Source organism: Paracoccus sp. SJTW-4 (assembly GCF_047716885.1).
GTDB classification, from domain to species: Bacteria; Pseudomonadota; Alphaproteobacteria; order Rhodobacterales; family Rhodobacteraceae; genus Paracoccus; species Paracoccus solventivorans.
In genome coordinates this window covers 2,672,603-2,698,914 of sequence record NZ_CP136681.1, presented here as the reverse complement: position 1 = coordinate 2,698,914, position 26,312 = coordinate 2,672,603, and the positions used below count along the sequence as shown (strand labels likewise).

Annotated in this window: 23 protein-coding genes; 10 read left to right on the top strand and 13 right to left on the bottom strand. The window is 71.4% G+C overall.

From position 1 onward, the window contains the following. The first annotated feature begins 45 nt into the window (after window positions 1-45). Complete coding sequence (locus tag RSP45_RS13265; RefSeq protein ID WP_415394069.1) at window positions 46-204, top strand: Trm112 family protein; 159 nt, start codon at window positions 46-48, stop codon at window positions 202-204. 106 nt (window positions 205-310) lie between these two features. Here RSP45_RS13265 and RSP45_RS13260 read toward each other — a convergent pair whose 3' ends face one another. The 4 genes from RSP45_RS13260 to RSP45_RS13245 are packed head-to-tail and all read right to left on the bottom strand — an operon-like array spanning window position 311 to window position 3,283. Beyond that, the gene (locus RSP45_RS13260; RefSeq protein ID WP_415392283.1) at window positions 311-898 is read right to left on the bottom strand and encodes a DUF1003 domain-containing protein; all 588 of its coding nucleotides are present in this window, start codon (window positions 896-898) and stop codon (window positions 311-313) included. 36 nt (window positions 899-934) lie between these two features. Continuing rightward, entirely contained in the window at window positions 935-1,855 is a 921-nt protein-coding gene (argC, locus tag RSP45_RS13255; protein ID WP_415392282.1) for an N-acetyl-gamma-glutamyl-phosphate reductase, read from the bottom strand. A 28-nt stretch (window positions 1,856-1,883) separates the two neighbouring features. Further along, window positions 1,884-2,228, bottom strand: coding sequence for a DUF779 domain-containing protein (locus RSP45_RS13250; protein ID WP_415392281.1), 345 nt, complete (start codon window positions 2,226-2,228; stop codon window positions 1,884-1,886). A gap of 2 nt (window positions 2,229-2,230) precedes the next feature. Then, window positions 2,231-3,283, bottom strand: coding sequence for a quinoprotein relay system zinc metallohydrolase 2 (locus tag RSP45_RS13245; RefSeq protein WP_415392280.1), 1,053 nt, complete (start codon window positions 3,281-3,283; stop codon window positions 2,231-2,233). Between the two features lie 126 nt (window positions 3,284-3,409). Here RSP45_RS13245 and RSP45_RS13240 point away from each other — a divergent pair, with 126 nt between their 5' ends. The 3 genes from RSP45_RS13240 (at window position 3,410) to RSP45_RS13230 (ending at window position 6,564) form a co-directional block, all read left to right on the top strand. Further along, window positions 3,410-4,198, top strand: a complete 789-nt coding sequence (locus RSP45_RS13240) for a quinoprotein dehydrogenase-associated SoxYZ-like carrier (RefSeq protein WP_415392279.1) — start codon at window positions 3,410-3,412, stop codon at window positions 4,196-4,198. A gap of 63 nt (window positions 4,199-4,261) precedes the next feature. Continuing rightward, window positions 4,262-5,320: an aldo/keto reductase gene (locus RSP45_RS13235; protein ID WP_415392278.1), complete on the top strand. Its 1,059-nt coding sequence runs from the start codon at window positions 4,262-4,264 to the stop codon at window positions 5,318-5,320. A gap of 275 nt (window positions 5,321-5,595) precedes the next feature. Then, complete coding sequence (locus RSP45_RS13230; protein ID WP_415392277.1) at window positions 5,596-6,564, top strand: NAD(P)H-dependent flavin oxidoreductase; 969 nt, start codon at window positions 5,596-5,598, stop codon at window positions 6,562-6,564. Between the two features lie 98 nt (window positions 6,565-6,662). Here the strand turns inward: RSP45_RS13230 and RSP45_RS13225 are convergent, their stop codons facing one another. Beyond that, window positions 6,663-8,141: a nucleobase:cation symporter-2 family protein gene (locus RSP45_RS13225; protein WP_415392276.1), complete on the bottom strand. Its 1,479-nt coding sequence runs from the start codon at window positions 8,139-8,141 to the stop codon at window positions 6,663-6,665. 180 nt (window positions 8,142-8,321) lie between these two features. Between RSP45_RS13225 and RSP45_RS13220 the strand changes: the two genes are divergently transcribed. Genes RSP45_RS13220 through trxA form a run of 6 tightly spaced genes read left to right on the top strand, consistent with a single transcriptional unit; the run spans window position 8,322 to window position 18,064 of the window. Then, on the top strand, window positions 8,322-9,155 hold the full coding sequence (locus RSP45_RS13220; protein ID WP_415392275.1) for an IclR family transcriptional regulator: 834 nt from the start codon (window positions 8,322-8,324) through the stop codon (window positions 9,153-9,155). Between the two features lie 41 nt (window positions 9,156-9,196). Then, window positions 9,197-10,648: a tRNA (adenosine(37)-N6)-threonylcarbamoyltransferase complex ATPase subunit type 1 TsaE gene (gene tsaE, locus RSP45_RS13215; RefSeq protein ID WP_415392274.1), complete on the top strand. Its 1,452-nt coding sequence runs from the start codon at window positions 9,197-9,199 to the stop codon at window positions 10,646-10,648. Next, window positions 10,645-11,325: a nucleotidyltransferase family protein gene (locus RSP45_RS13210; RefSeq protein ID WP_415392273.1), complete on the top strand. Its 681-nt coding sequence runs from the start codon at window positions 10,645-10,647 to the stop codon at window positions 11,323-11,325. The genes tsaE and RSP45_RS13210 overlap by 4 nt, the downstream gene beginning before the upstream one ends. Further along, window positions 11,325-14,246: a double-strand break repair protein AddB gene (gene addB / locus RSP45_RS13205; RefSeq protein ID WP_415392272.1), complete on the top strand. Its 2,922-nt coding sequence runs from the start codon at window positions 11,325-11,327 to the stop codon at window positions 14,244-14,246. The genes RSP45_RS13210 and addB overlap by 1 nt, the downstream gene beginning before the upstream one ends. After that, window positions 14,239-17,703 carry a double-strand break repair helicase AddA gene (gene addA, locus RSP45_RS13200; protein ID WP_415392271.1) on the top strand — a complete coding sequence of 1,155 codons (3,465 nt, stop codon included), beginning with the start codon at window positions 14,239-14,241 and terminating at the stop codon, window positions 17,701-17,703. Before addB ends, addA begins: the two co-directional genes overlap by 8 nt. Window positions 17,704-17,743: 40 nt before the next feature. Continuing rightward, window positions 17,744-18,064, top strand: a complete 321-nt coding sequence (trxA, locus tag RSP45_RS13195) for a thioredoxin (RefSeq protein WP_073067090.1) — start codon at window positions 17,744-17,746, stop codon at window positions 18,062-18,064. Window positions 18,065-18,083: 19 nt separating this feature from the next. Here trxA and RSP45_RS13190 read toward each other — a convergent pair whose 3' ends face one another. From RSP45_RS13190 to rpmI, 8 genes are all read right to left on the bottom strand, one after another. Then, a complete protein-coding gene (locus RSP45_RS13190; protein WP_415392270.1) occupies window positions 18,084-19,790 on the bottom strand; it encodes a putative bifunctional diguanylate cyclase/phosphodiesterase in 1,707 nt (568 codons plus the stop codon). Window positions 19,791-20,008: 218 nt separating this feature from the next. Beyond that, entirely contained in the window at window positions 20,009-22,414 is a 2,406-nt protein-coding gene (gene pheT / locus RSP45_RS13185) for a phenylalanine--tRNA ligase subunit beta (RefSeq protein ID WP_415392269.1), read from the bottom strand. Between the two features lie 10 nt (window positions 22,415-22,424). Then, the gene (locus RSP45_RS13180) at window positions 22,425-22,652 is read right to left on the bottom strand and encodes a BrnA antitoxin family protein (RefSeq protein WP_415392268.1); all 228 of its coding nucleotides are present in this window, start codon (window positions 22,650-22,652) and stop codon (window positions 22,425-22,427) included. Further along, window positions 22,633-22,905, bottom strand: a complete 273-nt coding sequence (locus RSP45_RS13175; RefSeq protein ID WP_415392267.1) for a BrnT family toxin — start codon at window positions 22,903-22,905, stop codon at window positions 22,633-22,635. The genes RSP45_RS13180 and RSP45_RS13175 overlap by 20 nt, the downstream gene beginning before the upstream one ends. A 72-nt stretch (window positions 22,906-22,977) precedes the next feature. Continuing rightward, on the bottom strand, window positions 22,978-24,060 hold the full coding sequence (gene pheS / locus RSP45_RS13170) for a phenylalanine--tRNA ligase subunit alpha (protein WP_415392266.1): 1,083 nt from the start codon (window positions 24,058-24,060) through the stop codon (window positions 22,978-22,980). A 65-nt stretch (window positions 24,061-24,125) separates the two neighbouring features. Continuing rightward, window positions 24,126-25,481 (bottom strand): cytochrome P450, encoded by a 1,356-nt coding sequence (locus tag RSP45_RS13165; protein ID WP_415392265.1) that lies wholly within the window; start codon window positions 25,479-25,481, stop codon window positions 24,126-24,128. Window positions 25,482-25,721: 240 nt separating this feature from the next. After that, window positions 25,722-26,081 carry a 50S ribosomal protein L20 gene (gene rplT, locus RSP45_RS13160; protein WP_073067102.1) on the bottom strand — a complete coding sequence of 120 codons (360 nt, stop codon included), beginning with the start codon at window positions 26,079-26,081 and terminating at the stop codon, window positions 25,722-25,724. 13 nt (window positions 26,082-26,094) lie between these two features. Beyond that, window positions 26,095-26,295 (bottom strand): 50S ribosomal protein L35, encoded by a 201-nt coding sequence (rpmI, locus tag RSP45_RS13155; protein WP_073067104.1) that lies wholly within the window; start codon window positions 26,293-26,295, stop codon window positions 26,095-26,097. Window positions 26,296-26,312: the final 17 nt, after the last annotated feature.

Here is a 26,312-nt window from a genome sequence, read left to right as displayed (position 1 = left end):
GACTCCACTGCCGGCACCCCGGCCGCCCCCGGCTTCGACCGCCACATGCTCGAGGCGCTGGTCTGCCCGGTGACCCACGCCACCCTGCATTACGACGCGGCGAAGCAGGAACTGGTGTCGCGCGCCGCCGGGCTGGCGTTCCCGATCCGCGACGGCATCCCGATCATGCTGGTGGGCGAAGCCCAGCAGATTAAGGCGGACTGAGGCGGGACAACGGCATGGGGGCCGCCTGCCCCCCATCGCCTGCGGCGAGCCCCTCGGGGATATTTGCGCAAGGAGGAAGCAGCGGGCGGGGGTTACGTCTCGGCCTTCAGCCGTTGTCGCGCGGCCCGGCCGGTCCCTTGTCATCCGGCGGGGGCAGGCGCTGTGCCAGTTCCTCGATCCGGGTCGCGAGCCGGGTAAGGTCGTCGCGCATCCCGATCAGCTCCAGATGGCGCATCTCGTCCAGCTTTTCATGCAGCGCCATGATCTCGATTTCCGCCTTGAGGTTGACCTCATAGTCATGGGCGGCGTCGATGCGGTCGCGCCGGGCCTGGCGGTTCTGGCTCATCATGATGATCGGGGCCTGGATCGCCGCCAGCATCGACAGCACCAGGTTGAGGAAGATGAACGGATAGGGGTCGAAGGCCTGCCGCCCCAGCAGCCAGGCGTTGCCCACGGTCCACAGCACCATCAGCACGCCGAACCAGATGATGAACGGCCACGAGCCGCCGAACGCCGCCACCGCATCCGCCAGCCGCTCGCCAAACGTACGGTTCGCCCGATAGTCGTGGCTGGTGTCGCGCGCGATCGGGCTGCGCGCGACCGCGCTTTCCAGCACCCGCTGTTCCGTGGCCCCAAGCGCCGAGGGATGCCGCTTCAGCCAGCGCCGCGCCAGATCCTCGACCGAACGGGTCATGGCCGGATCCTTCCGCTGGCGGGCGCCGCTGCCATGCTACAGCCCCGCGGCCTCGTCGGCGCCGATCATCAGGTTGAGGTTCTGCACCGCCGCCCCCGAGGCGCCCTTGCCCAGGTTGTCCAGCACCGCGACCAGCACCGCACAGCCGTTTTCATCGCTGCCGTGGACCGACAGGTGCAGCTCATTCGTGTCGTTCAGCGCGGTGGGGACGACGCGGGGGGCGGGCTCGACCACCCGCACGAAGCGCGCGCCCTGATAATGGGCGGCCAGCGCATCGTGCAGGTCGGCGATGCGGCGGCCGTTCAGGTGCAGCGGGATCTGCACCGTCATCCCCTGCGCGAACTGCCCGACCGAGGGCGCGAACACCGGCCGCCTTGTCAGCCCGGCATGGCGCATGATTTCCGGCAGGTGCTTGTGGCCCTGCGCCAGCGCATAGGTGAAATGCGCAGGCGCGCCGGGGGCCTCCATTTCCGCGATCAGCTCTTTCCCGCCGCCGCTATAGCCCGACACCGCGTTGATCGAGGCAATCTCGTCCGGTGCGACCAGCCCCGCCGCGACCAGCGGCGCCGCCAGCGCGATGGCGCCGGTCGAATAGCAGCCGGGGTTGGACACAAGGGCCGCGCTTGCGATGGCCTCGCGCGCGCCCGGGGCCAGTTCGGGGAAGCCGAACACCCAGCCCGGCGCCACCCGATGCGCGGTCGAGGCGTCGATGAAGCGCACCGGCAGCCCCGCGGCCAGTTCCACCGCCTCGCGCGCGGCGGCGTCGGGCAGGCAGAGAATGGCGATGTCGGCCTCGGCCAACGCATCGTGGCGCGCCAGCGGGTCCTTGCGCCGAGCGGGGTCGAGCTGCACCAGCTCGATATCGCGGCGCGGCGCCAGGCGGTCGCGGATCTGCAGCCCCGTGGTGCCGGCCTCGCCGTCGATGAACACCTTGTGCGCCATGTCGTCCCCTTTCATCCACTGGCCTGCGATGTGGCCTGTCGGGTCAGCGGGTGCAAGTGGGCGGCCGCAGCACGAAATGCCGGTCCAGCACATTGTCGAGGCTGAAGGCCGCCCCCCGCCCCGGCACCGCATCCACGATCAGGTCCGTATCCGCCCATGCGGCGGCCTGCGCGCCGCCGGTCCAGAAGGGCGCGTCGCCGATCTGTCCCAGCTGCACGTCATGGCTGCCGATGCGGAACTCTCCGGCCGGATAGACCATCGGCGCGCTGCCGTCGCAGCAGCCGCCCGACAGGTGGAACAGCACCGGCCCGTGCTGGGCCTCGATCTCGGCCAGCAGCTCCTGCGCGGCCCTGGTGGCGGTGATGCGGTTCATGCGAGGCTTTTCCATGCTCAGTCCCATTCCATCTCGGCATAAGCGGTAGCGGCGTTGCGGGCAGTGGTGGCGGGAAAATCCTGCCAATGACCGGCCAGCGGCTGCATCGCCGCCAGCACTGCGGGCACCGCGTCAGACAGCCCCAGCCCCGCGTCCAGCGCCGCCTGCACCGCGTCGCGCAGCCCCGCCAGATAGTTCGACTGCGCCGCCGCGGCCTCGGCAAACGACGCCGCCACCGGCCCGTGGCCGGGGATCACCGGCGCGCCCTGTGGCGGGGCGTCCAGCCAGCCCAGCCAGCCCTTCAGCGAGCCGTCCACCACCGGGGTCAGCCCGCGAAACACCAGATCGCCGGTGAACAGCGCCCCCGTGGCATCGTCGCGCACGGTCAGGTCGGCGTCGCTATGGGCGCGCGGCGCCGGGGTCAGGGTCAGGCTGCGCCCGCCAAGCTCCAGCGTCTCGGGCGCCGCGATGGTGCGGTCGGGCTGGACCAGCACCGTCCCCGCCCAGGCCTCGGCCCCGATCTGCGCGGGGATCGATTCGGCCCAGGCCTCGCTGCGCGCGGCCAGCGCCTCGGGCAGGCGGGCGTCGGCGATGATTTCGGCCCCCGCCTCGGCAAAGACCTCGGCCCCGGCGATGTGGTCGGGGTGCGGATGGGTCAGGATCACCGGGCCGACGGGCAGGTCGGTCAGCCGGGCGATGGCGGCAAACAGCGCCTCGCCCTGCTCGCGAGAGCCGCCGGGGTCGATCACCGCCACGCGCTCCTGCCCGACGACCACGCCCAGATTGGCGATCCAGCCGCGGTTTTCGGGGGTGAAGCCGGCATCGGCGCCGCGGTGGACATGGACGCCGGGGGCGACCTCGGCCAGGTCCAGCGCCGGCGCCTGAGACAGGGGGGCGCAGCGCCAGCCCTGCCCGGTCAGCGCGGGATGCGCCGCTAGCCAGCGGGCGGAAAGCGCCTCTGCCCCCGCCTCACACGCCGCGGCGTCGGGGGCGCTGCCTGCCGGCAGCAGCCGCGGCGCGCAGCTGTCGGGGGCGGCGGCAAGGCAGGCGGTCAGGATCAGCGCATACATGGGGGCGCAGTCTATGCCGGCCCGCGCGCCTGCCGCCCCCGTTGTCCGCCGCTTACGACTTTCGTCGGGGTCGCGCAGGCGGGCGGCGGGGGTCACCATCGGCAGAGCAGCCGCCAAAGGTTCGCCATGTCCGCCCTGTCCATCCTGCGCAACACCCTTGCCCTGCTGGCGGTGGCCGCCGCCCCGGCGCTGGCCGAAAACCCCCTGCAACCCTCGCCCGCGTGGGAGGATATGCGTTCCGCCGTGATCGGGACCGAGGCGGAACCGCCGCTCGACCCCGCGATCCTGACGCTGGAAGCCCCGCCCCGCGCCGACAATCCGGCGCTGGTCCCACTGCGCATCACCCAGCCGCCGGACGCGCCGCGCATCGTGAAACTGGCGCTGGTGATCGACCAGAACCCCGCCCCCGTGGCCGGCGAGTTCAGCTTTGGCCCCGCCACCGCACCGCTGGATTTCGAGCTGCGCGTCCGCGTCGACGCCTATTCCGACATCCGCGCCATCGCCACGCTGGAGGATGGGCGCCAGATCATGGCCGGGCGCTTCGTCAAGGCCTCGGGCGGCTGCGCGGCCCCCGCGGGCGGGGGGCCCGACCCCTATGCCGGGATCGGAGAGATGCGGTTCCGCAGCGAACCCGCCGACGGGCGCGCCATGGGCACGCTGATGATCCGGCACCCCAATTTCTCGGGGTTGCAGCGCGATCAGGTGACGCTGCTGAACATCCCGGCCGAGTTCGTGCAGACCGTGGTGCTGGAGCAGGGCGGCGAGACCCTGATGACGATGGAGGGCGGGATCTCCATTTCCGAAAACCCGGTGTTCCGGCTGGGCTACCGCCCCAACGGAGCCGAACTGACCGCACGGGCCGAGGATACCGAGGGCCGGGTCTTTCAGGCGACATTCCCCGGCGCCGGCGGCTAGGCCACATGGTTGCGTCCTTGCGTCGCGGCTGACAGGTTGCAGCCGCAACAGACAGGATGAACCATGCTCGACCCCCGCAAGCTCGGCGCGCTGACCATCAGCGGCGTCTGCCTTGGCACGATGACCTTTGGCCGCGACACCCCGGAACCCGAGGCGTTCGCCCAGATGGACCGCGCGCTGGCCGCCGGGATCACCTTCTGGGACACGGCCGAGATGTATCCGGTCAACCCCGCCGTGGCCGAGACCCATGGCCGGACCGAGGAGATCATCGGCGCATGGATCGCCAGCCGCGGCCGGCGCGAGGATGTGCAGATCGCCACCAAGGCCAGCGGCCCCAACGGCGGCCACACCCGCGACGGCCGCGGCTTTACCCAGGACACCATCGCGCAGGCGGTGGACGATTCGCTGCGCCGGCTGCGCACCGATCGGGTCGAGCTTTACCAGCTGCACTGGCCCGCCCGCGGCAGCTACGCCTTTCGCCAGAACTGGACCTACGACCCGCGCAAGACCGGCAAGGCCGAGGTGCAGGACCATATGGACGGCATCCTGACCGCGCTGCGCGACATCGTGGCCGCGGGCAAGGTGCGCGCCTTCGGGCTGTCGAACGAATCGGCCTGGGGCACGATGTCCTGGCTGGCGGCGGCTGAACGCACCGGCGGGCCGCGGGTGGTGTCGGTGCAGAACGAATACGGGCCGCTCTGCCGGCTCTACGATACCGACATGGCCGAGCTGGGCCAGAAAGAGGACATTACCCTGCTGGCCTATTCGCCGCTGGCGGCAGGGCTGCTGACCGGGAAATACGCAGGCGGCGCGGTGCCCGCGGACAGCCGCGCCGGCGGCGATCGCAGCCGCGGCGGCGACGGGATGCTGGGGGGCCGGCGCACCGCGCGGGGCATCGCCGCCGCCGACGCCTGGGGCGAGATGGCGCGCGGGCTGGGGCTCGACCCGATCCACGCCGCCATCGCCTTTGTCCGGCAGCGGCCGTTCCCGGCGGTGCCGATCATCGGCGCGACCCGCCCGGCGCAGCTCGACCACCTGCTTTCCGGCCTCGACCTGCGGCTGGACGACGAGGCGCTGGCCGCCATCGACGCCTTCCACCGCGCGCACCCGCTGCCCTACTAGCGGGCGCGGACTTTCCTCTTGCCGGAAATATCCCCGCGGGCTTCCGAGCGCCCGGAATAGGAGGCGGATCAGAAAACAGCCCCCGAGGCTGTTTTCCCGCCGGATGGTCCAGTGGACTGTTTTCAGCGACGAAGGCCACGGCAGTGGCCGGGGCTGGCCCCCGCTCCGGCTGCACCGCCGGGACTGCGGCTTCCGCAACGTCCCCCCGCCCGCACGGTTGCAGTCCGCCCCCGCCGCGCCATGATCGCGCCAACGCCACATGCAAGGAACAAGCGATGCTGCCTCCGATCCTGTCGAACCTGCGTATCCCCGTCGTCGCCTCGCCCATGTTCATCGTCTCGGGGCCGGAACTGGTCATCGCCCAGTGCAAGGCCGGGATCGTCGGCTCGTTCCCCGCGCTGAACGCGCGCGAAAAGGACGGCGAGCCGCCGCTGCTCGACGCCTGGCTGACCCGCATCCGCGAGGAACTCGACCGCCACAACCAGCAAAACCCCGACCGCCCGGCGGCGCCCTTTGCGGTCAACCAGATCGTTCACCGCTCGAACGCGCGGCTGGAACGCGACATCGAGATCTGCCACCGCCACAAGGTGCCGATCTGGATCACCAGCCTGGGCGCGCGGGTCGAGGTGAACCAGGCCGCCCATGACTGCGGCGGCATCAGCCTGCACGACGTGGTGAACGCGACCTTTGCCCGCAAGGCGCTGGAAAAGGGCGCCGACGGGCTGATCGCGGTGGCGGCGGGCGCGGGCGGCCACGCAGGCGTACAGTCACCCTTTGCGCTGCTGCAGGAAATCCGCGCGTTCTTCGACGGGCCGCTGCTGCTGTCGGGCGCCATCGCCACCGGCCGCGCGGTGCTGGCCGCGCAGGCGGCGGGGGCGGACCTTGCCTATATCGGCAGCCCCTTCATCGCCACGGTCGAGGCGAACGCCCCTGCCGACTACAAGCAGATGATCGTGGATTGCGGGGCCGAGGACATCATCTATTCCCCCGCCTTCACCGGCATCCCGGGCAACTATCTGAAACCCTCGATCCGCGCGGCGGGGATCGACCCCGACGGCCTTGGGGACGCCATCCCCGAGGCGATGGATTTCGGCAAGGACCAGCGCAAGGTCAAGGCATGGAGCCAGATCTGGGGCGCCGGCCAGGGCATCGGCGCGGTTGACGCCATCCAGCCGGTGGCGGGGCTGGTGGACCGGCTCGAGGCCGAATATCTGGCCGCACGGCGCGAGCTGGCGCTGGCCTGACCCGGCGGCGCGGTCGGAGCGGGGGTTTTCCACCCCCGCGCCCCCGGAGGATATTTCCGCCACGATGAAGGGGCGCCGACTGCGACGCCCCTTTGCTTTCAATGCGTATCGGCCTGGGCGGCGGCGCGTGAGACTTCGGCCTTGTCCAGATGGGCGGCGCCGTTCAGGAACCAGTTCAGCGCCACGGCGGCCACCGCGGCCAGCAGGATGCCGGAATGGGTCAGCACCCGGGTCGATGGCGGCAGCCACTGGTCGAAGCTGCCGGCGATCATCGGGATCATCCCCATGCCCAGCGACACCGCCACCACGAACAGGTTGTTGCGGTTGCCGGCGAAATCGACGCGCGACAGCACCCGGATGCCGGTCGCCGCGACCATGCCGAACATCACCAGCCCGGCCCCGCCCAGCACCACCGTGGGCAGCGCCTCGACCAGCGCGCCCATCTTGGGGATCAGCCCCAGCACCACCATGATCGCGCCGCCCGCCACGCAGACATGGCGCGAACGCACCCCGGTCACGCCCACCAGCCCGACGTTCTGGCTGAACGAGGTATAGGGGAAGGTGTTGAATATCCCGCCCAAGAGCGTGCCGACCCCGTCCACCCGCAGCCCGGCCGCCAGCCGCGGCTGGTCGATCTTCTGGTCCACCATGTCGCCCAGCGCCAGGAACATGCCGGTCGATTCGATCATCACCACGATCATCACCATGGTCATGGTCAGGATCATCACCGGGTCGAAACTGGGCATCCCGAAATGGAACGGCCGAATCGGCGCGAACCAGGCCGCGGCGGCGACCTTGTCGAAATGCATCAGCCCCAGCGAGGCGGCCAGGATACCGCCGACCACGATCCCCACCAGCACCGCGATATTGGACAGGAACCCGCGGGCGAAGCGCGCGATCAGCATGATCGTGGCCAGCACGATCCCCGCGATCACCATGTTCCCCGGCGCCCCGTAAAGCGGGTTCGGCACGGTCGGCGCCAGCGCCAGCCCGGCGGGGGCGCCGCCCTCGGCCATGTGCTGTTCCAGCCAGGCTTGCATCACCGGATCGACCAGCCGCGGCGCGGTCGGACCCTGCGGCAGGCCAAAGATCCAGTTGATCCCGATCGGCATCAGGCTGACCCCGATCACCAGGATCACGGTCCCCGTCACCACCGGCGGAAAGAACCGCAGCATCCGGCTGACCAGCGGCGCCATCAGGATCGAGATCACCCCCGCCCCGATCACCGCGCCGAACAGCGCCCTGGCCCCCTCGATCCCCGGCATGGAATTGGCGATGGCGACCATTGGCCCCACCGCGGCAAAGGTCACCCCCATCATCACCGGCATCCTGACCCCCAGCCACGGACCCGCGCCCAGCGACTGGATGATCGAGACCACGCCGCAGACGAACAGGTCGGCCGAGATCAGGAAGGCCACGTCCTCGGGCGGCAGCTGCAGGGCGCGGCCGACGATCAGCGGCACGGCAATGGCGCCGGCGTACATCACCAGCACGTGCTGCAACCCCAGCGCGAACAACCGCGGCGCGGGCAGCATCTCGTCGACCGGGTGGGTCCCGGCCCTGTGGGTCCTGTGCATGGTCTCCTCCCCGATGCATGGCGGTTTCAGGCAGTTTTGCGCATCGTGCGGAACCGACAAAGGCTTTCTTGCGCAATTCCACGATGCGGATGGACCGGGGTTCGGGCGGGGACCGCACCCGTTGCGGCGGGGCCGGGTTTGCGGCAGCTTGCGCGGATCATGGCGCAAGCAGGGGCATCTATGGAATCGACCTCTTCCCGCCCGCGCGGGCGGCCTTCGGGCGGGGGGCCTGCGGCGGGCTCGGCCGTGGTGGACCGGGCGCTGGCGCTGCTCGAGGTGCTGGCCGCGGGCGACGGAGCCTCGCTGTCGGATCTGGGGCGGCGGCTGGGGCTGGCGCCTTCGACCACGCATCGGCTGCTGGCGGCGCTGGCGGCGCGGCGGCTGGCCGAGGCCGATCCCGTCACGCAGCTGTGGCACGTCGGGCCGGGTGCGTTCCGGCTGGGCGCGGCCTTCCTGCGCCGCGGCGGGCTGGCGGAACGCGCCCGCCCGGTGATGGCGCAGCTGGCGGCCGAGAGCGGCGAGACCGCGGTGCTGGCGGTGGCCGATGGCGATGCCGCGCTGGTGGTGGCTGAAGCGCAGGCGGCGGCCTCGCTGCGGGTGGTGCTGCCGGCGGGGACGCGGCTCGCCTATCACGCCACCGCGCCGGGCAAGGCGCTGATCGCGCATCTGCCGCTGGCGCGGGTGCGGGCGCTGCTGGGGTGCGATGCCCTGCCCGCGCTGACCCCGCGCAGCTTCACCGACCAGGGCGAGCTGACCGCCGAGCTTGCCACCCTGCGCCACGGCGGCTGGCTGGCCGAGCGGGGCGAGGCGGTGCCCGGCCAGAACGGCATCGCCGCCCCGGTCTTCGGCGGCAGCGGCGACCCGGTGGCGGCGCTGGGGATCATCGGCCCCGAGGTGCGGCTGGACGAGGCGGCGCTGGCCCGGCTTGGCCCTGCCGTGGCCGCGGCCGCCGCCGGGCTGGGCGCGGCGCTTGGCGGCCCCGCCGCCCTTTCCCCGCAAGCCGCCAGGGGTTAGGCTGCGCCGCGATGGACAGCGCCCCACTTGTGACCGCCTGCATGAGCGAGAATCTCTCCGTGATCGACAGTGCTGACGAGGCCCTGACCGCCGGGCTGGCCCGCGCGCTGGCGGCGGTGCTTGCCCCTGGCGACACGCTGCTGCTGGACGGGCCGGTCGGCGCCGGCAAGACCCATTTCGCCCGCGCCCTGATCCGCGCCCGGCAGGGGGACGCGCCCGAGGACGTGCCCAGCCCGACCTTCACCCTCGTGCAGAGCTATCTGGACACGCGCGGGGTCGAGATCTGGCACGCCGATCTCTACCGCCTCACCGATCCGTCCGAGCTGGTCGAGCTGGGGCTGGACGATGCAATGGACCACGCGATCACCCTGATCGAATGGCCCGACCGGATGGTGCCGCCCCCGCCGGGCGCGCTGACCGTGACGCTGGCAGCCACCGCCGACGACCGCCGCCGCATCACCCTGTCGGGCGATCCTGCCCGCTGGGCGCATGTGCCACGCATGGCGCAGATCGCGCAGTTCCTGCATGGCACAGGCTGGGCGGGCGCGCGGGTCGAACCGCTGGCGGGCGATGCCTCCTCGCGCCGCTATTTCCGGCTGATCGGGGACAGCGGCACGGCGGTGCTGATGGATGATCCGACCAGCAGCGGCCAGCCCGGCAGCGACATGGCGCGCTATCTGGCAATGACCCACTGGCTGCGGGCGCGCGGCTTCCACGCCCCTGAAATCCTTGCCGTTTCGGAACCCGAGGGCCTGCTGCTGGCCGAGGATCTGGGCGACGATCTGGTCGCCCGCGTCCTTGACCGCGACCCGCAGGCGGCGGCGCCGATCTATGACCGCATCGCCGATCTGGTGGCGGAACTGCACCGCCACCCGCCGCCCGATTTCGTCCCGGCGCTGGACGGCCCGGCGCTGGCGCAGCAGTCGGAACTGTTCGCCGCGTGGTATCCCGCCGCCGCCGGCCGTCCCGGCGCGGGCGCCAAGGTCGCCGCCACCATCGCCGCCCTGCACGCGCAGCTTTGCGCCGATGCCTCGCCGGCGCTGTCCCTGCGCGACTTCCACGCGGAAAATCTGGTCTGGCGCGGCGATGCCCCCATCGGGCTGCTGGATTTTCAGGACGCGGTGGCGGTGCATCCGGCGTATGAGCTCGCCTCGGTCCTGCAGGACGCCCGCCGCGACGTGGCGCCCGAGATCGAGGAACGCGCGCTGTCGCGCTATATCGCCGCCACCGGGCAGGATGAGGCGCGGTTCCGCGCCGCCTATGCGCTGCTGGGCGCGGCGCGGAACCTGCGGATCATCGGCATCTTTACCCGGCTGTGCCTGCGCGACGGCAAGACTCGCTATCTGGATTTCATGCCGCGGGTCTGGGACGCGATCGCCCGCGACATCGCGCACCCGGCGCTGGCGCCGCTCTCCGCCGCGCTGCGCGAGGTGCCGCCGCCCTCGCCCGACATCATCGCCGCGCTGCGGGCGCAGGCGGGGGACGTGAGATGACCGAGACCCTGATGCTGTTCGCCGCCGGCAAGGGCACCCGCATGGCGCCCCTGACGGACACCACGCCGAAGCCGCTGATCCCGGTCGCCGGGCAGCCGCTGCTGGACCGCGCGCTGGACCTGGCGCGGGCGGGCGGCGCACGGCGCATCGTGGTCAACATCCACCATCTGGGCGACCAGATCGCCCGGCATCTCTCCGGCAGCGAGGTGATGGTTTCAGATGAAACCGACCTGCTGCTGGATACCGGCGGCGGGCTGCGGCGGGCGCTGCCGCTGCTTGGCCCCGGCCCCGTTTTGACGCTGAACCCCGATGCGGTCTGGACCGGGCCGAACCCGGTCGCCGCGCTGCGCGCCGCATGGGACGCGGCGCGCATGGACGCGCTGCTGATGCTGGTGCCGCTGGACCGCGCCCGCGGCCGCATCGGCGGCGGCGATTTCACGCTGGACGCGGGCGGGCGCATCAGCCGCGGCGGCGATCTGGTCTATACCGGCTGCCAGATCATCCGCACCGAGGGGCTGGCGGCGATCCCGGAACAGGTGTTCTCGCTCAACCTGCTGTGGGACCGGCTGCTGGCGCAGGGTCGGGTATTCGGCATGGTCCACAAGGGCGACTGGTGCGACGTCGGCCGTCCCGACTGCATCCCGCTGGCTGAGGCAATGCTGGCCGGGGGCGGCTGATGCGCGGCCTTTACGCCCTGCCCCCCGGCGCGGATTTCGCCGCCGGTTTCGTGCGCGGCCTGCTGGCCCGGATGCAAGGCAGCCCGCCCGAGGCGCTGGCCGCGGTCACCGTCTGGTGCAACTCGGGCCACACGCTGCGGGCCATCGAATCGGCGCTGCGCGGCAGTGGCCCGCTGCTGCTGCCCCGGCTGCGGCTGATTGCCGAACTGGGCAGCGGCGCCGGGTTTGCGCCCCCGGCCCCGCCGCTGGCACGGCAGCTGGACCTGGCGCAGCTGGTCGCCCGCGCGCTGACCGGGGATGCGACCGGGCAGTCGGTGCCGACACTCGCGGCCTCGCTGTCGGCGCTGATGGCCGAGATGCAGGCCGAGGGGCTGGGCCCGGACGCGCTGGAGCGCATCGACGCCGGCGCCCATGCCGCGCATTGGCAGCAGGCGCTGGCGTTCCTGCGCATCGCCGCCGGTTTCCACCTGCACGGCCCGCCCGTGGACCGCGAGGCGCAGCAGCGCGCGGCGGCGGAACGCTTGGCCTCTGACTGGCAGCAGGGGCTGAACCTGCCCGAGGGGCCGGTGATCGTCGCGGGCTCGACCGGCTCGCACGGGGCCACGCGGCTGTTCATGCAGGCGGTGGCGGCGCTGCCGCAGGGCGCGGTGGTGCTGCCCGGCTATACGCCGATGCCCGAGGGCGCCGCGGCCGCCATGCACGAGGATCACCCGCAGGCCCGCTTCGCGCCGCTGGTCGCCGCCTGTGGGGAACCGGCGCTGTGGGACGATACGCCCGCGCCCGACCCCGCCCGCAATGCGCTGGTGGCGCTGGCGCTGCGCCCCGCCCCGGTCACCGACCAATGGGTGGCCGAGGGGCCCTCGCTGGGCGATCTGCCCGCCGCCACCGGGCGGATGACGCTGATCGAGGCCGACAGCCCCGCGGCCGAGGCCAATGCGCTGGCCACCCTGATCCGCGGCGCCGTGCATGAAAACCGACCCGTGACGCTGATCGCCGCCGACCGCAGCCTGACCCGGCGCGTGGCGGCGGCGCTGGACCGCTGGGGGATCATCCCCGACGACAGCGCCGGGGTGCCGCTGCCGCTGACCGCGGCCGGGCTGTTCCTGCGCCATGTCGCGGAACTGCCGGGGCAGCCCTTTGGCATCGACAGCCTGCTGGTGCTGCTCAAGCACCCGCTGACCGCCACCGGCGCGGGCGACGCGGCGCGGCGCAGCCACCTGCTGCACAGCCGCGAGCTGGAGCTGCATCTGCGCCGCCACGGCCCCGCCTTTCCCGACGGCGCGGCGCTGCGCGCCTGGGGGGAGCGGCCCGCGCGCGGCACCGGCGAGGCCAGCCCCGAACGCGCCGCATGGGCCGGGATGATCGCCGCCGCGCTGGACGTAACCCTGCCGCTGATCGCCGACCCGGCCCCGCTGCCCCTGACCGAACGCGCCGCCCGCCACCGCCGCATCGCGGAAACCTGGGCCGCGGGCGCCGGCACCCCCGATGCTTCAAGGCTTTACGCCGAGGCCGCGGGCGAGAAAGCCCGCGCCGTGCTGGATTATCTGGCCCTGCACGCCCCGCGCGGCCCGGCGATGACGGCGCGCGATTTCGCCCGGCTGCTGGCCGACCAGTTGCAGGCTCAGGCGGTGCGCATGGACGTGGCCGCGCATCCGCTGGTGCGCATCCGCGGCCCGCGAGAGGCGCGGACCGAGGCGACCGGGCTGGTGATCCTGGGCGGTCTGAACGAGGGCGGCTGGCCGCAAGCGCTGGACCCCGACCCCTGGCTCAGCCGCCCGATGCGCGAGGCCGCCGGGCTGACCCTGCCCGAACGCCGCATCGGGCTGGCGGCGCATGATTTCCAGATCGCCATCGCCGCGCCGCAGGTCGTGCTCAGCCGCGCGCGCCGCAATGACGAGGCCGAGACGATCCCGTCGCGCTGGCTCAACCGGCTGGTGAACCTGCTGGGCGGTCTGCCCGGGCAAGGCGGGCCGCAGGCGCTGGCGGCAATGCGCGCGCGCGGGCAGCTGTGGCTGGACCGCGCCCGCGCCGTCGAGGCCCCGGCTCAGGCCGACCTCGCCCCCCTCGCGCCGCGGCCCTCGCCCCGCCCGCCCGCACCGGCGCTGCGCGAGCTGTCGGTGACGGCGGTGCAGACGCTGATCCGCGACCCCTACGCGATCTACGCCCGGCAGGTGCTGGGGCTGTCGCCGCTGGACCCGCTGCGCCCCGAACCCGACGCGGCCGAGCGCGGCAACGTGCTGCACGCGATCATCCAGCGCTTCCTGACCCCGCCGCCCTCGCCGCAGGACCCGCCGCAGGCGTTGCAGGAGCGGCTGCTGGCCGCGGCGGACGAGGTGCTGGCCGCGCAGGTGCCCTGGCCCACCAGCCGCCTGTTCTGGCGCGCCCGCATCGGCGGCATCGCCGCGCAGCTGTGCCGCGACGAACACGCGCGGTTGCAACAGGGCGCGCCGCTGGCGGTAGAAACGCAGCGGCGGCTGGCGGTGGCGGGGCTCGACTTCAGCCTGACCGCGAAACCCGACCGCATCGACCGGCTGCATGACGGCACGGCGGTGATCTATGACTACAAATCCGGCACCCCCGCGACCCGCCCACAGATCCTGCAATTCGACAAGCAGCTGCCGCTGACCGCCGCCATGGCCGAACGCGGCGCCTTTGGCGAGCAGATGCGCGTGGCCGACCTGCGCTATATCCGCCTGGGCGGCGAGGGCGAGACCCGCAGCCACGGCTGGGACGCAGAGATGCAGGCGACCTGGGACCAGTTCGTCGAACTGATCTCGGCCTATCTGCGCGGCGAATACGGCTTTACCGCCCGCCGCGCGATGGAGCGGATGACCCACGGCTCCGACTACGACCACCTGTCGCGCCACGGCGAATGGTCCGAGGCCGATCCCCCGCAGCCGCAAGAGGTGGGCCATGGCTGACGCGATCCCCCACCCGGATGACGCGACCCGCGCGCAGCACATCGCCGCCGACCCCGAGCGCTCGACCTGGCTGACGGCCAACGCGGGCTCGGGCAAGACCAGCGTGCTGACCGACCGGGTGGCGCGGTTGCTGCTGGGCGGCACCCGGCCGGAACGCATCCTGTGCCTGACCTATACCAAGGCCGCCGCGACCGAGATGCAGAACCGCCTGCTGGGCCGTCTGGGCGAATGGGCGATGCTGGACGACACGGCGCTGACCGCGCGGCTGGCGCGGATGGGCATCGCGGCCGGCGCCGACCTGCCCGCCGCGCGCCGGCTGTTCGCGCAGGCGATCGAGGCGCCGGGCGGTCTCAAGGTCCAGACCATCCACAGTTTCTGCGCCGGTGTGCTGCGCCGCTTTCCGCTGGAGGCCGGCGTCCCCCACGGCTTTGCCGAGTTGGACGACCGCAGCGCCGCCATCCTGCGCGCCGAGGTGCTGGACCGCATGGCGCGCGAGAACGTCCCCGAGATGGCGGACCTGCTGTCGCTGCGCTCGGACCACGGGCTGGACGAGTTCCTGTCCTCGCTGACCGGCCATGACGCGCCCCCCGACGTGGCGGCGCTGTGGCGCTGCTGCGACCTGCCGCCCGGTTTCGACGATGCCGCGCTGCTGGGCGATTGCTTCGACGGCGGCGAGGTCACGCTGATCCCGGCGCTGATCCCGCTGCTGGAACAGGGCGGCAAGACCGATCAGGGCGCCGCTGAAAAGCTGCGGCGCGGCAACTGGGCGGCGGCAGCGGTCGAGGAGCTGGAGATCCTCGAATCCGTGCTGCTGAACGGGGGGGGCGCGAAGGAACCCTATTCCGCCAAGCTGGGCAGTTTCCCGACCAAGGCACTGCGCACCGGCGCCTGCGCCGCACTGGTGGACGATCTGGAAGAGCTGATGAGCCGGGTCGAGGCCGCCCGCCCGCTGCGGCTGGCCTTGGCGCAGGCGCGGCGCACGCTGGCGTTGCAGCGGTTCGGCCACGCCTTCTGCACCCGCTACGCGGCGGCGAAACTGGCCGGGGGGTGGCTCGATTTCGACGACCTGATCGCCCGGACGGCGCGGCTGCTGGACAGCTCGTCCATGGCGCAATGGGTGCTGTTCCGGCTGGACGGGGGCATCGACCATATTCTGGTGGACGAGGCGCAGGACACCTCGCCCCTGCAATGGCAGGTGATAAGACGACTGACGGACGAATTCACTGCTGGCGCGGGCGCCGCCGACCGGCCGCGCACGCTGTTCGTGGTGGGCGACCCGAAACAGTCGATCTATTCCTTTCAGGGCGCCGACATCGCGGTGTTCGAGGACCGCCACCGCCAGTTTGCCGAAGATTTCGACGCCGCCGGGGCACCGATGCAGGACGCGGCGCTGCGCCATTCCTTCCGATCCTCGCCCGCGATCCTGCGGCTGACCGACGCAGTATTTTCGGGTGACGCCGCGCAGGGCCTGGGCGACGCGCCGACGCATATCGCCTTTCACGCCGGGCTGCCGGGGCGGGTGGATCTGTGGCCGCCGGTCCCCGAACCCGACAAGCCCGACCCCGCGCCCTGGCACGCGCCGGTGGACAGCGTGGCGGGGAACGCCGCGTCGAAAGTGCTGGCGCAGCAGGTGGCGCTGGCGGCAGCGGATGCGATCGGCACCCCGATCACCCTGCGCGGCGGCCAGACCCGCGCGGTGCGGCCGGGCGATATCCTGATCCTCGTCCAGCGCCGCAATGAAATCTTCCACGAGGTGATCCGGGCGCTGAAACAGGCCGAACTGCCCGTCGCCGGCGCTGACCGGCTGCGGCTGGGGGGGGAACTTGCGGTCAAGGACATCCGCGCACTGCTGTCAGTGCTGGCCCTGCCCGAGGATGATTTGTCGCTGGCCGCCGCCCTGCGCTCGCCCCTGTTCGGGCTGGACGAGGACCAGCTTTACCGGCTGGCCGCCGGGCGCCGCGGCTATCTGATCGAGGCGCTGCGGAAATCCGGGCATGAGCGGGTCAAGGCGATCATCCAGGATTTGCAGGCCCACGCGGATTTCCTGCGCCCCTATGACCTGATCTCGCGGCTGCTGGTGCGCCACGGCGGGCGGGCGCGGCTGGTCGGACGGCTGGGCCCCGAGGCCGAGGACGGCATCGACGAGCTGCTGTCGCAGGCCCTGACCTATGAGACGGCCGAGACGCCCTCGCTGACCGGGTTCCTGGTGTGGCTGGCCGACGACACCGCCGAGGTGCGCCGCCAGCCCGGCAGCGCCGGCGACGGGCAGGGGCTGATCCGGGTGATGACCGTGCACGGCGCCAAGGGGCTGGAAAGCCCGGTGGTGATCCTGCCCGACTGCGCCGCCCGCAAGGGGCCGGGGCGCACCGGCGCCACCATCCTGCCCGACGACGGCCCCCCCGCGCATTGGCGCGCACCCAAGGCGCAGCAGACCCCGCGTCTGGCCGAATGGGTCGAACGCGACCGCCAGCGGCAGGACGAGGAACGCCGCCGCCTGCTGTATGTGGCGATCACCCGGGCCGAAAGCTGGCTGATCGTGGCGGCGGCGGGCGACACCGGCGACGGGCTGGACAGCTGGCACGCAATCGTGGCCGCCGGCTGCACCCGCGATCACGGGCTGGCCGAGACGCATCTGGACTGCGCGTGGAGCGAACAGCCGATCCGCCGGCTGAGCTTCGGCGACTGGCCGGTGGCGGCGCCTACGGCCGAGGTCAGCACGCCCGCAGCCGAGGAACTGCCCGACTGGCTGACTGTCCCGGCACCCCGGCCGCCGCGCCCCCCCGCCCCCGTCGCCGCGACTGCACTGGGGGGCGACAAGGTTCTGGCCGCCGCGGCGGGCGGGGCGCAGGGGGACCAGCAGGCGACGGCGGCGGCCGATCCGGGGGCACAGCCGGCCGACCGCGAGGCAGCCTTGCTGGCGGGCACAAGGCTGCATCTGCTGCTGGAACACCTGCCCGGCCTGCCGCCGCAGGACTGGCCCGCCCGCGCCGCCGACCTGCTGGCCGGGGCCGAGGGCGGGCTGCCCACCGCCCCGGAACTTACCGCGCTGCTGGACGAGCTGGACGAGATCGCCGCGGCCGAATCGCTCGGCCCCCTGCTCTCTCCGCCCCCCGGCGCCACCGTGCTGCGCGAGGCGCCGCTGTCGGCGCCGCTGCCGGGGGGAAGGGTGCTGTCGGGGACCATCGACCGGCTTGTGATCGCAAGCGACCGCATCACCATCGTCGATTACAAATCCAACGCCGCCGTACCCGACACCCCCGAAGCCACGCCCGAGGGCTATCTGCGCCAGATGGCCGCCTATCGCCACGCCGCACGGGCGATCTGGCGGGGGCGCGCGGTGGAGTGCGTGATCCTGTGGACCCGCACGCGGCAGGCGATGCCCCTGCCCGAGCCGCTGCTCGACCTGGCCTGGGCCGCGGCGCTGCGCGGGCTTGAACCCGCCGCGGCCGGGCCATAGCTGTCTGGTGACCCGTCTTATCCCCTCAAGGAGTTTTCCCATGGCCACAGTGAACGCCACCGACGCCGATTTCGACAGTGTCGTGCGCCAGTCCGACATCCCCGTGCTGGTGGATTTCTGGGCCGAATGGTGCGGGCCCTGCCGTCAGATCGGCCCGGCGCTGGAAGAACTGTCGGACGAATACGCCGGCCGGATCAAGGTCGTGAAGGTGAACGTGGACGAAAGCCCCGACACCCCGGCCTCGCTGGGCGTGCGCGGCATTCCGGCGCTGTTCATGTTCAAGGGCGGTGAGGTGGTGTCGAACCGCATGGGCGCGGCGCCCAAGGCCTCGCTGAAATCCTGGATCGACGAATCGGTCTGATCCCACCAGTCCGCGGCGGTCACGAGGCCGCCGCAGCGACCTCGGCCAGTTCCGCCAAGGGGCGCGGGCGGTCGAAATAATAGCCCTGCACCAGCCGCACGCCCGCGCGGCGCAGCACGGCAAGCTCGGCGTCGGTCTCGATCCCCTCGGCCACGACGCTCATCCCCAGATCCTCGCACAGGTTGACGACGTGGCGCAGCACTAGCCAGGCGCGGCGGCTGGCGCAGCAATCGGCGATGAACTCGCGCGACAGCTTGATCCCGTCGAACCGCCCCGAGCTGACCTGCGACAGCGCCGCGTATTCGGTGCCGAAATCGTCCAGCACCAGCCGGAAGCCATGGGCGCGCAGCCGCTCGACCTCGACCCCCAGGGCCACCGTGCTGGCCGACAGGCTTTCGGTCAGTTCGAGCGTCAGCCGGCCGGGGTCCAGCCCGTGGCGGCGCAGGGTTCCGGCGGCGGCATCGGCGAACCCCGGCTCGGCCAGCTGCCGGGCCGAGACATTGACGTTCAGCCGCAGATGCGCGGCGCCGCTGGCCAGATCGTCGCAGGCGCGGTCCAGCACCCAGCGCCCCAGCTCTCCGATCAGGCCGTTTTCTTCGGCCAGGCGGATGAACAGCGCCGGCTCGATGCGGCCGTATTGCGGGTGCTGCCAGCGCAGCAGCGCCTCATACGCTTCGGTGGCGCCGCCATCGACGCGGACGATGGGCTGGTATTCCAGAAAGAACTCGCCGTTGCGGCTGGCGGCGCCGATCGCGTGCAGCAGCTTCTGGCGGGCGTCGGCTTCCTCTTGCATGGCGGGTTGGAACCGCGCCAGCCCGCTGTTGTTGCGCTTGGCGTGATACAGCGCCAGATCGGCGCGGCGCAGCGCGGTGGACACCGGGTCCGGCGCCGCCCAGTCCGCATCGGCGATGCCGGCGCTGATCCCGGTGCGGCAGTTGCTGTCCCCGATCATCAGCCCGGCGCCGCAGATCGCCCCCAGCCGTGCGGCCAGCGCCTCGGCCTCAGCCTGATCGGCGACCACGGCGCAGAACTCGTCCCCGCCCATGCGCGCGCAGACGGCATGGGCGGGGGCGCTGGCGGTCAGGCTTTGCGCCAGCCGCAGCAGGAAGCGGTCGCCTATCTGGTGGCCGTGCAGGTCGTTGACCGCCTTGAACCCGTCCACGTCGATCATCACCACCGTGGCCGAGGCGTCCATCCAGCGCAGCCGGTTGAGCTGTTCGTAGAGGGTGCGGCGGTTGCCCAACCCGGTCAGCGCGTCGCGTTCGGCCAGATAGCGGGCGCGTTCCAGCGCCAGCCGCTCGTCATGGATATCCTCGAAGGTGCCGACCCATTCGGCCGGAAACGCCCCCGAGGCGGCGATCCGCACCCCCCGCGCCCGCATCCACCGCCAGCGGTCGTTGGCGTCGAGCACCCGGCATTCCAGTTGCAGCGTATCGCCGATGTTGCGGCCGCGGAAATCGGCCAGCGGCCGGTCCTCGGGGTGGACGCGGTCCAGCGCCGCCCGCCCCAGCGCCTCGGATTCCGGACGGCCGGTCAGCGCCCCCCAGCCCAGCGTGGCGAGGATCCGCCCGCCGAGGTCGGCGTGCCACAGCACCACCGAACCGGCCTGAAGCGCCGCGGAATAGCGTTCGCGGCCCCGCGCGATGAAGTCCCCGGCCGAGGCCGCGGCCTGTCCCCCTGTCCCGGGGTCGGGGTCGACCCAAGGGTCAGGCCACGTCTTCTTCATCGATTCGCCAACAGAATGACTGCAATATCGCGGCCTTGTCGGATTTCCGCTTCACCGGATTGTTATCGGCAAAAACCTGCCGGTCAACCACGAAACTGCACAAACGGACAGGAGGGCGCCCGGTTGACAAAACGCTGCATCCATGGGCCGCGGGGGCAGAATAAAAAAGGGCGCCGCAAAATGCGACGCCCCCGTGGTTCAGCAGCGGCTGCCCTTGGTCAGCCGCGCAGCGTGCCGCCGGTGGCGCGCGCCACCTTGTCGACGATCTTTGCCGCCACCGCCTCGATCTCGGCATCGGTCAGGGTCTTGTCGCGGGGTTGCAGCCGCACGGTCAGGGCGACGGATTTCTTGCCCGGCCCCATCTGCGCCGCGGCACGTTCGCCCCGGAACTCGTCGAACACCGCGACGCGGGCGATCAACGCCTTGTCGGCGCCCTGCGCGGCATTGACCAGCGCCGCGGCCTCGACCCGCTCATCCACGACAAAGGCAAAGTCGCGCTCGACCGCCTGCAGGTCGCTGATCGCCAGCGCCGGGCGGGTGGGGGTGCGGGTCTTGGGCAGAGGCACGTTGCCGACATGGACGGTAAAGGCGACCGCCGGCCCCTTGATGTCCAGCGCCCGCAGGATGCGGGGATGCAGTTCGCCGAAGCTCGCCAGCCGGTTCGGCCCCAGCGCGATGTTCCCGGCCCGGCCGGGGTGCCACCACGGGTCCAGCTTGCGGTCGATCTGCGCCCGCGCCGGTGCGCCGACAGCAGACAGGATCGCCTCGGCATCGGCCTTGGCGTCGTAAAGATCGACCGGGCGGCGCGAGCCGTAAGGGTCGCGCGGGGCCGAAGCGCCGACCAGCAGGCCAGAGATCAGGGTGGTCTGCTGCCCCGGCTCGCCGCCGGCAAACACCGGCCCGATCTCGAACAGCGCCAGGTCCATGAAGCCGCGGGCCTGGTTGCGCGCCGCCGCCGCCAGCAGCCCGGGCAGCAGGTCGGGGCGCAGATGGGTCATTTCCGAGGAAATCGGGTTCTCGATCCGCACCGCGTCAGAGCCGCCGCCGAACAGCGCCGCCGCCGGCTGGTCGATGAAGCTGTAGGTGACGCATTCGTTGTAGCCCAGCGCCGCCGCCGCCCGCCGGGCAGCAGATTCGCGGCGCTGCAAGGGGGTCAGCACCGGCTGCGGCACGCCCGCGCGGGGACGCGGCAGCGGCTGGCCCGTGAGCCGCGACAGGCTGGCGATGCGGGCGATTTCCTCGACCAGATCAGCCTCGCCCTGCACGTCGGGGCGCCAGCTGGGCACCTGCGCCATGTCGCCTTCCAGCCGGAAGCCCAGGGCCTCCAGCGTGGCGCGCTGCTCGGCCTCGGGGATGTCCAGCCCGACCAGGCTTTGCGTCCGCGCGGGGTCCAGCCGATAGGCGCGGGACTGGTCGGGGGCGGCCCCCGCCTCGACCACATGGCTGGCCTCGCCCCCGCACAGATCGAGGATCAGCCGCGTCGCCAGTTCCAGCCCGTCGCGGGTGAACTCCGGGTCCACGCCGCGCTCGAAGCGATAACGCGCGTCCGAGTTGATGCGCAGCGCCCGCCCGGTCGCCGCGATGCCGATGGGCTGCCAGTAGGCGCTTTCAAGGAACACCTCGGTGGTATCCTCGGTCACGCCCGAGGCCTCGCCCCCCATGATGCCCGCAAGGCTTTCGGGGCCGTGGTCATCCGCGATCACCAGATCGCCCGGGCGCAGGGCATAGGTCTTGCCGTCCAGCGCCAGCAGCGTTTCCCCCGGCGCGGCCCCGCGCACGGTCAGCTCGCCCGCGACCTTGCCCGCGTCGAACACATGCAGCGGCCGGTTCAGGTCATAGGTGAACAGGTTGGTGATATCGACCAGCGTCGAGATCGGCCGCAGCCCGATCGCCTTCAGCCGCCGTTGCAGCCACTCGGGCGAGGGGCCGTTTTTGACGCCGCGGATCAGCCGCCCGGCGAAATGCGGCGCGCGGTCACGCACATCCGCCGCGATGGAGACGCCAAGCGGGCTGTCAAAACTGCCCGCAACCGGCTGGATTTCCAGCGGCTTGAGCGTGCCCAGCCCCCGCGCCGCCAGATCGCGCGCGATCCCCCGCACCCCCAGCGCATCGGGGCGGTTGGGGGTGATCTTGATGTGGATCATCGGGTCGATCTTTTCGGGCGCGTTCTGCGCCAGCCAGTCGGTGAATTTCTGCCCGACCTCGCCCGAGGGCAGCTCGATGATGCCGTCATGTTCGTCCGACATCTGCATCTCGCGTTCCGAGGCCATCATGCCGTGCGATTCCACGCCCCGGATCTTGCCCACGCTCAGCGTCAGGTCGATGCCGGGGACGTAATCGCCGGGCTTGGCCAGAACGCCGATCAGCCCCGCCCGCGCATTCGGCGCGCCGCAAACGATCTGCCTTTCGCCCTCATCCGTCGCGACCCGCAGGACGCGCAGCCGGTCGGCGTCGGGGTGCTGCTCGGCATGGGTGATGCGGGCGATGGTGAACGGGGCCAGCGCCGCCGCCGGGTCGTGGATATCCTCGACCTCAAGCCCGAGATCGGTCAGCGCGTCGGTGATCTCGGTCAGGGTGGCCGTGGTGTCGAGATGCTCACGGAGCCAGGAGAGGGTGAATTTCATCGTTGCTCTTTCAATCCAGCCCCGCCGCCTTGCGGAGCGCCTGATTCATCCGGCTTTGCCAGCCTGCGCCGCCCGCCTTGAACCAGTCCAGAACGTCGGGGTCCAGACGCAAGGTGGTGGAAATCTTCGGCGCATCCGCCGGGGGACGGCCCCGCCGCACCGGCACGGCCTCGAACCGCTCGACCCATTCGGGTGCCGAGAGGTCGGGAATCTCATCCTCATCGAAGCCGGGGGGCATAGGCTTTCTGTTCGCGCTCATTGGCCTTCCTCATGCTGATGACGCGCCTGGCATCACGGCGGGGCGTCCAGACCAGAACGACCATACGTTCGTCCAGACAGCCGATGGTGATGAACCGCGCCTCGCCATAATCGAACCTGTCATCCTCGACCGTCAGGGTCGGCCCGGCGAACACCTCGCCCGCGCGGGCCATGTCCACGCCGCGCTGCACAAGGGTCGTCGCCCGCTTGTCCGGGTCGTAGTCGATGAACAATTTATGTTACTACATTAATTCGATCAAGATGGATTGCGCGAAAAAGACCAAGGCCACAGGTTTCGTGCCGCCTTAACGCGACAATCCCCCACTCACCGACGGCACATCCCCCGCTGCAAACCCGTAATGACGCAGCCAGCGCAGGTCGCTCTCAAAGAACGCCCGCAGGTCCGGGATGCCGTATTTCAGCATCGCCAGCCGGTCGATGCCCATGCCGAAGGCAAAGCCCTGCCACTCAGCCGGGTCGATGCCGCCGGCGGCCAGCACCTTGGGGTGGACCATGCCGCTGCCCAGGATCTCCAGCCAGCTTTCCCCCTGCCCGATCTTCAGCTGGCCGCCGGACCAGTCGCAGCGGATATCGACCTCGGCGGAGGGCTCGGTGAAGGGGAAATGCGAGGCGCGGAAGCGCAGTTCGACCTCGTCGACCTCGAAGAACGCCCGGCAGAATTCTTCCAGCGTCCATTTCAGGTTCGCCATGGAAATGTCGCGGCCGATGGCCAGCCCCTCGACCTGGTGGAACATGGGTGTGTGGGTCTGGTCCATGTCCATGCGATAGACGCGGCCGGGGCAGATGATGCGCAGGGGCGCGCCCATCGCCTCCATCGCGCGGATCTGCACCGGCGAGGTATGGGTGCGCAGCACATGCGGCGGGCGGTCGTCGCCCGCGGCCCGGTGCATGAAGAAGGTGTCGTGTTCCTGCCGCGCCGGATGCTCGGGCGGGATGTTCAGCGCGTCGAAATTGTACCAGTCCGATTCGACCTGCGGGCCCTCGGCAACCGAAAACCCCATGTCGGCAAAGATCGCCGTGACCTCGTCCATCACCTGGCTGACGGGGTGGATGCTGCCCGCCGGTCGCGGCCGCCCGGGCAGGGTCACGTCCAGCCATTCCGCCGCCAGCCGCGCATCCAGCGCCGCATCGTCCAGCGCCAGCTTGCGGGCGCGCAGGCTGGCGTCGATTTCGTCGCGCAGGCGGTTCAGGGCGGCGCCGCGGGTCTGGCGCTCTTCGGGCGTCATCCGGCCCAGCTCCTTCATCAGGGCGCTGATCTCGCCCTTTTTCCCCAGCGCGGCCAGCCGCACCTCTTCCAGCGCGGCGGCGTCGGGGGCCTCGGCCACGCGGGACAGCCATGTGGAACGCAGGGTATCGGTATCGCTCATCTCGGGCCTCGGCTTGGTGCGGGCCGGGCCTAGCACGGGACGCGGGGCGTTTCTAGCGGGCGGGACTAACGCGGCGTGGCGCGCAGCCAGACGCCCCCCTCCGGGCGCAGGGTCAGGATCATCCGCGGCCGCGGCACCGCGCCCGGAACCCGCGCGAAATCGAACCGCGCCAGCAGCGTGGCCAGGATGATCGCGGCCTCTTGCAGGGCGAAATTGGCGCCGATGCAGATGCGGGGGCCGCCGCCAAAGGGCAGGAAGGCAAAGCGGTCGCGCTCGATCCCCGGGGCAAAGCGCTCGGGGTCGAAGGCGTCGGGGTTGTCCCACAGCAGCCGGTGGCGGTGCAGCGCATAGATCGGCAGCATCACCGTGTCGCCGGGGCGGATCTCGCGCCCGCCCAGGGTGTCGGCGCGGCGGGCGGTGCGCGACAGGAACGCGGCCGGAGGATACAGCCGCAGCGTTTCCTGCACGATCTGCTGGATATAGGGCAGCCGCGGCAGCTCGGCCGCGCCGATGCGAGGGCCGGCGGCCTGCGCCTCGGCCGCGGCGCGCGCCTGTACCGCGGGGTCGAAGGCGCAGAGATACAGCGCCCAGGACAGGGTCAGCGCCGTGGTCTCGTGCCCCGCGACGATGAAAGTCAGCAGGTTGTCGCGCAGCTCGGCGGGGTTCATGCTGCGGCCGGTTTCCGGGTCCACGCCTCCCCGCAGCAGGTCCAGCAGGTCCGGCGGCACCCGCGGCCCGCGGCGGGCGCGTTCGGCAATGGCGCGGTCGGCCAGCAGCTTGGTCCGCCGCAGCGCGCCGCCCGACACCAGCCGCCCGGGCCGCGGTACCCATGGCGGCGCGCCCAGCACATCCAGCAGCGACACCCGCGCGGTCGAGGCGATGTAGCGGTCGATCGCCAGATGCACGGCCTCGCGGTCGAACCCCTCGTCGCCGGAAAAGGTCACGTCGCTGATCACGTCAAAAGTGGCGGCGACCATCTCGGCATAGGCGTCGAAGGGCTGCGGCGCGGCGGCGATGCGTGCGGCGGAAGCCTCGGCCGCCGCCGTCATCACCGGGGCCAGCGCCTCGACGTTGCGGGCGGCAAAGGCGGGGGCGGCGGCCAGCCGCTGCCAGCGCCACTGCGCGCCCTCGGCCACGAACAGGCTGTCGCCGATGGCGGGTTCGAGGATCAGCCGCGTCACGTCGGATTTCGGATAATCCTCGACCCGATCCTTCAGCACCCGCCGCAGCGCCGCCGGGTCCATCACCATATGCCAGCGAATCCCCAGCCGCCCCGAGACCATCGGCTGGCGCAAGGCGAGCTCGGGGATCAGTTCCAGCACATTGCGCCGCGCGGTCAGGGCCGAGCCGATGATGCCCAGCGGGCGGCTAGCCAGCGGCACCCGCGGCGGCAGATCGGACGAATGCGCGGTGTCGGTCATGCGCCCTCAACCCCCGTTACCGGACAAGGGTTGCACAGCCCGATGCCAGAGGCCACTCGCCCATGCCGCACCACCTCGCCAAGGCACCCGCTCCATCTTCTGTCAAAAAATATCCTCGGGGGAATCGTCGGATACGACGATGGGGGCAGACAGCCCCCGGCCTTGGGGCACAGCGTCCAGAAACGAAAAAACCCGCGCCACAGGGGCGCGGGTCCATCCATTCCGAACTGCCGAAAGCCCTCAGGCCGCGGCTTTCGCCTGCGCCACGATGGCGTTGAAGGCGTCGGGTTCGTGCACGGCCAGGTCGGCCAGGACCTTGCGGTCCACCTCGATCCCCGCCTTGGTCAGCGCGGCGATGAAGCGCGAATAGGTCATCTCGGCGTCCACCGCGCGCACGGCGGCGTTGATCCGCTGGATCCACAGCGCGCGGAAATTGCGCTTGCGGGTCTTGCGGTCGCGGGTCGCGTACTGGTTGGCCTTGTCGACGGCCTGGGTCGCGGTGCGGAAGTTCCGCGAGCGGTTGCCGTAATAGCCCTTGGCCTGATCCAGGATCTTCTTGTGGCGGGCGTGGGTGACCTTGCCGGATTTCACTCGTGCCATGGTTCAGGTCCTCTCAGCGGTCGTAGGGCATGTATTTCTTGACGATCTTCGTGTCCGCCGCGGACAGGATCATGGTCCCGGTCACGTCGCGGATGAATTTCGTCGAGCGCTTGATCATGCCGTGGCGCTTGCCCGCCGGGCCGGCCTTGACCTTGCCGGTCGCCGTCATCGAGAACCGCTTCTTCGCGGCCGCCTTGGTCTTCATCTTCGGCATTTTCGTCTCCTTGTCAG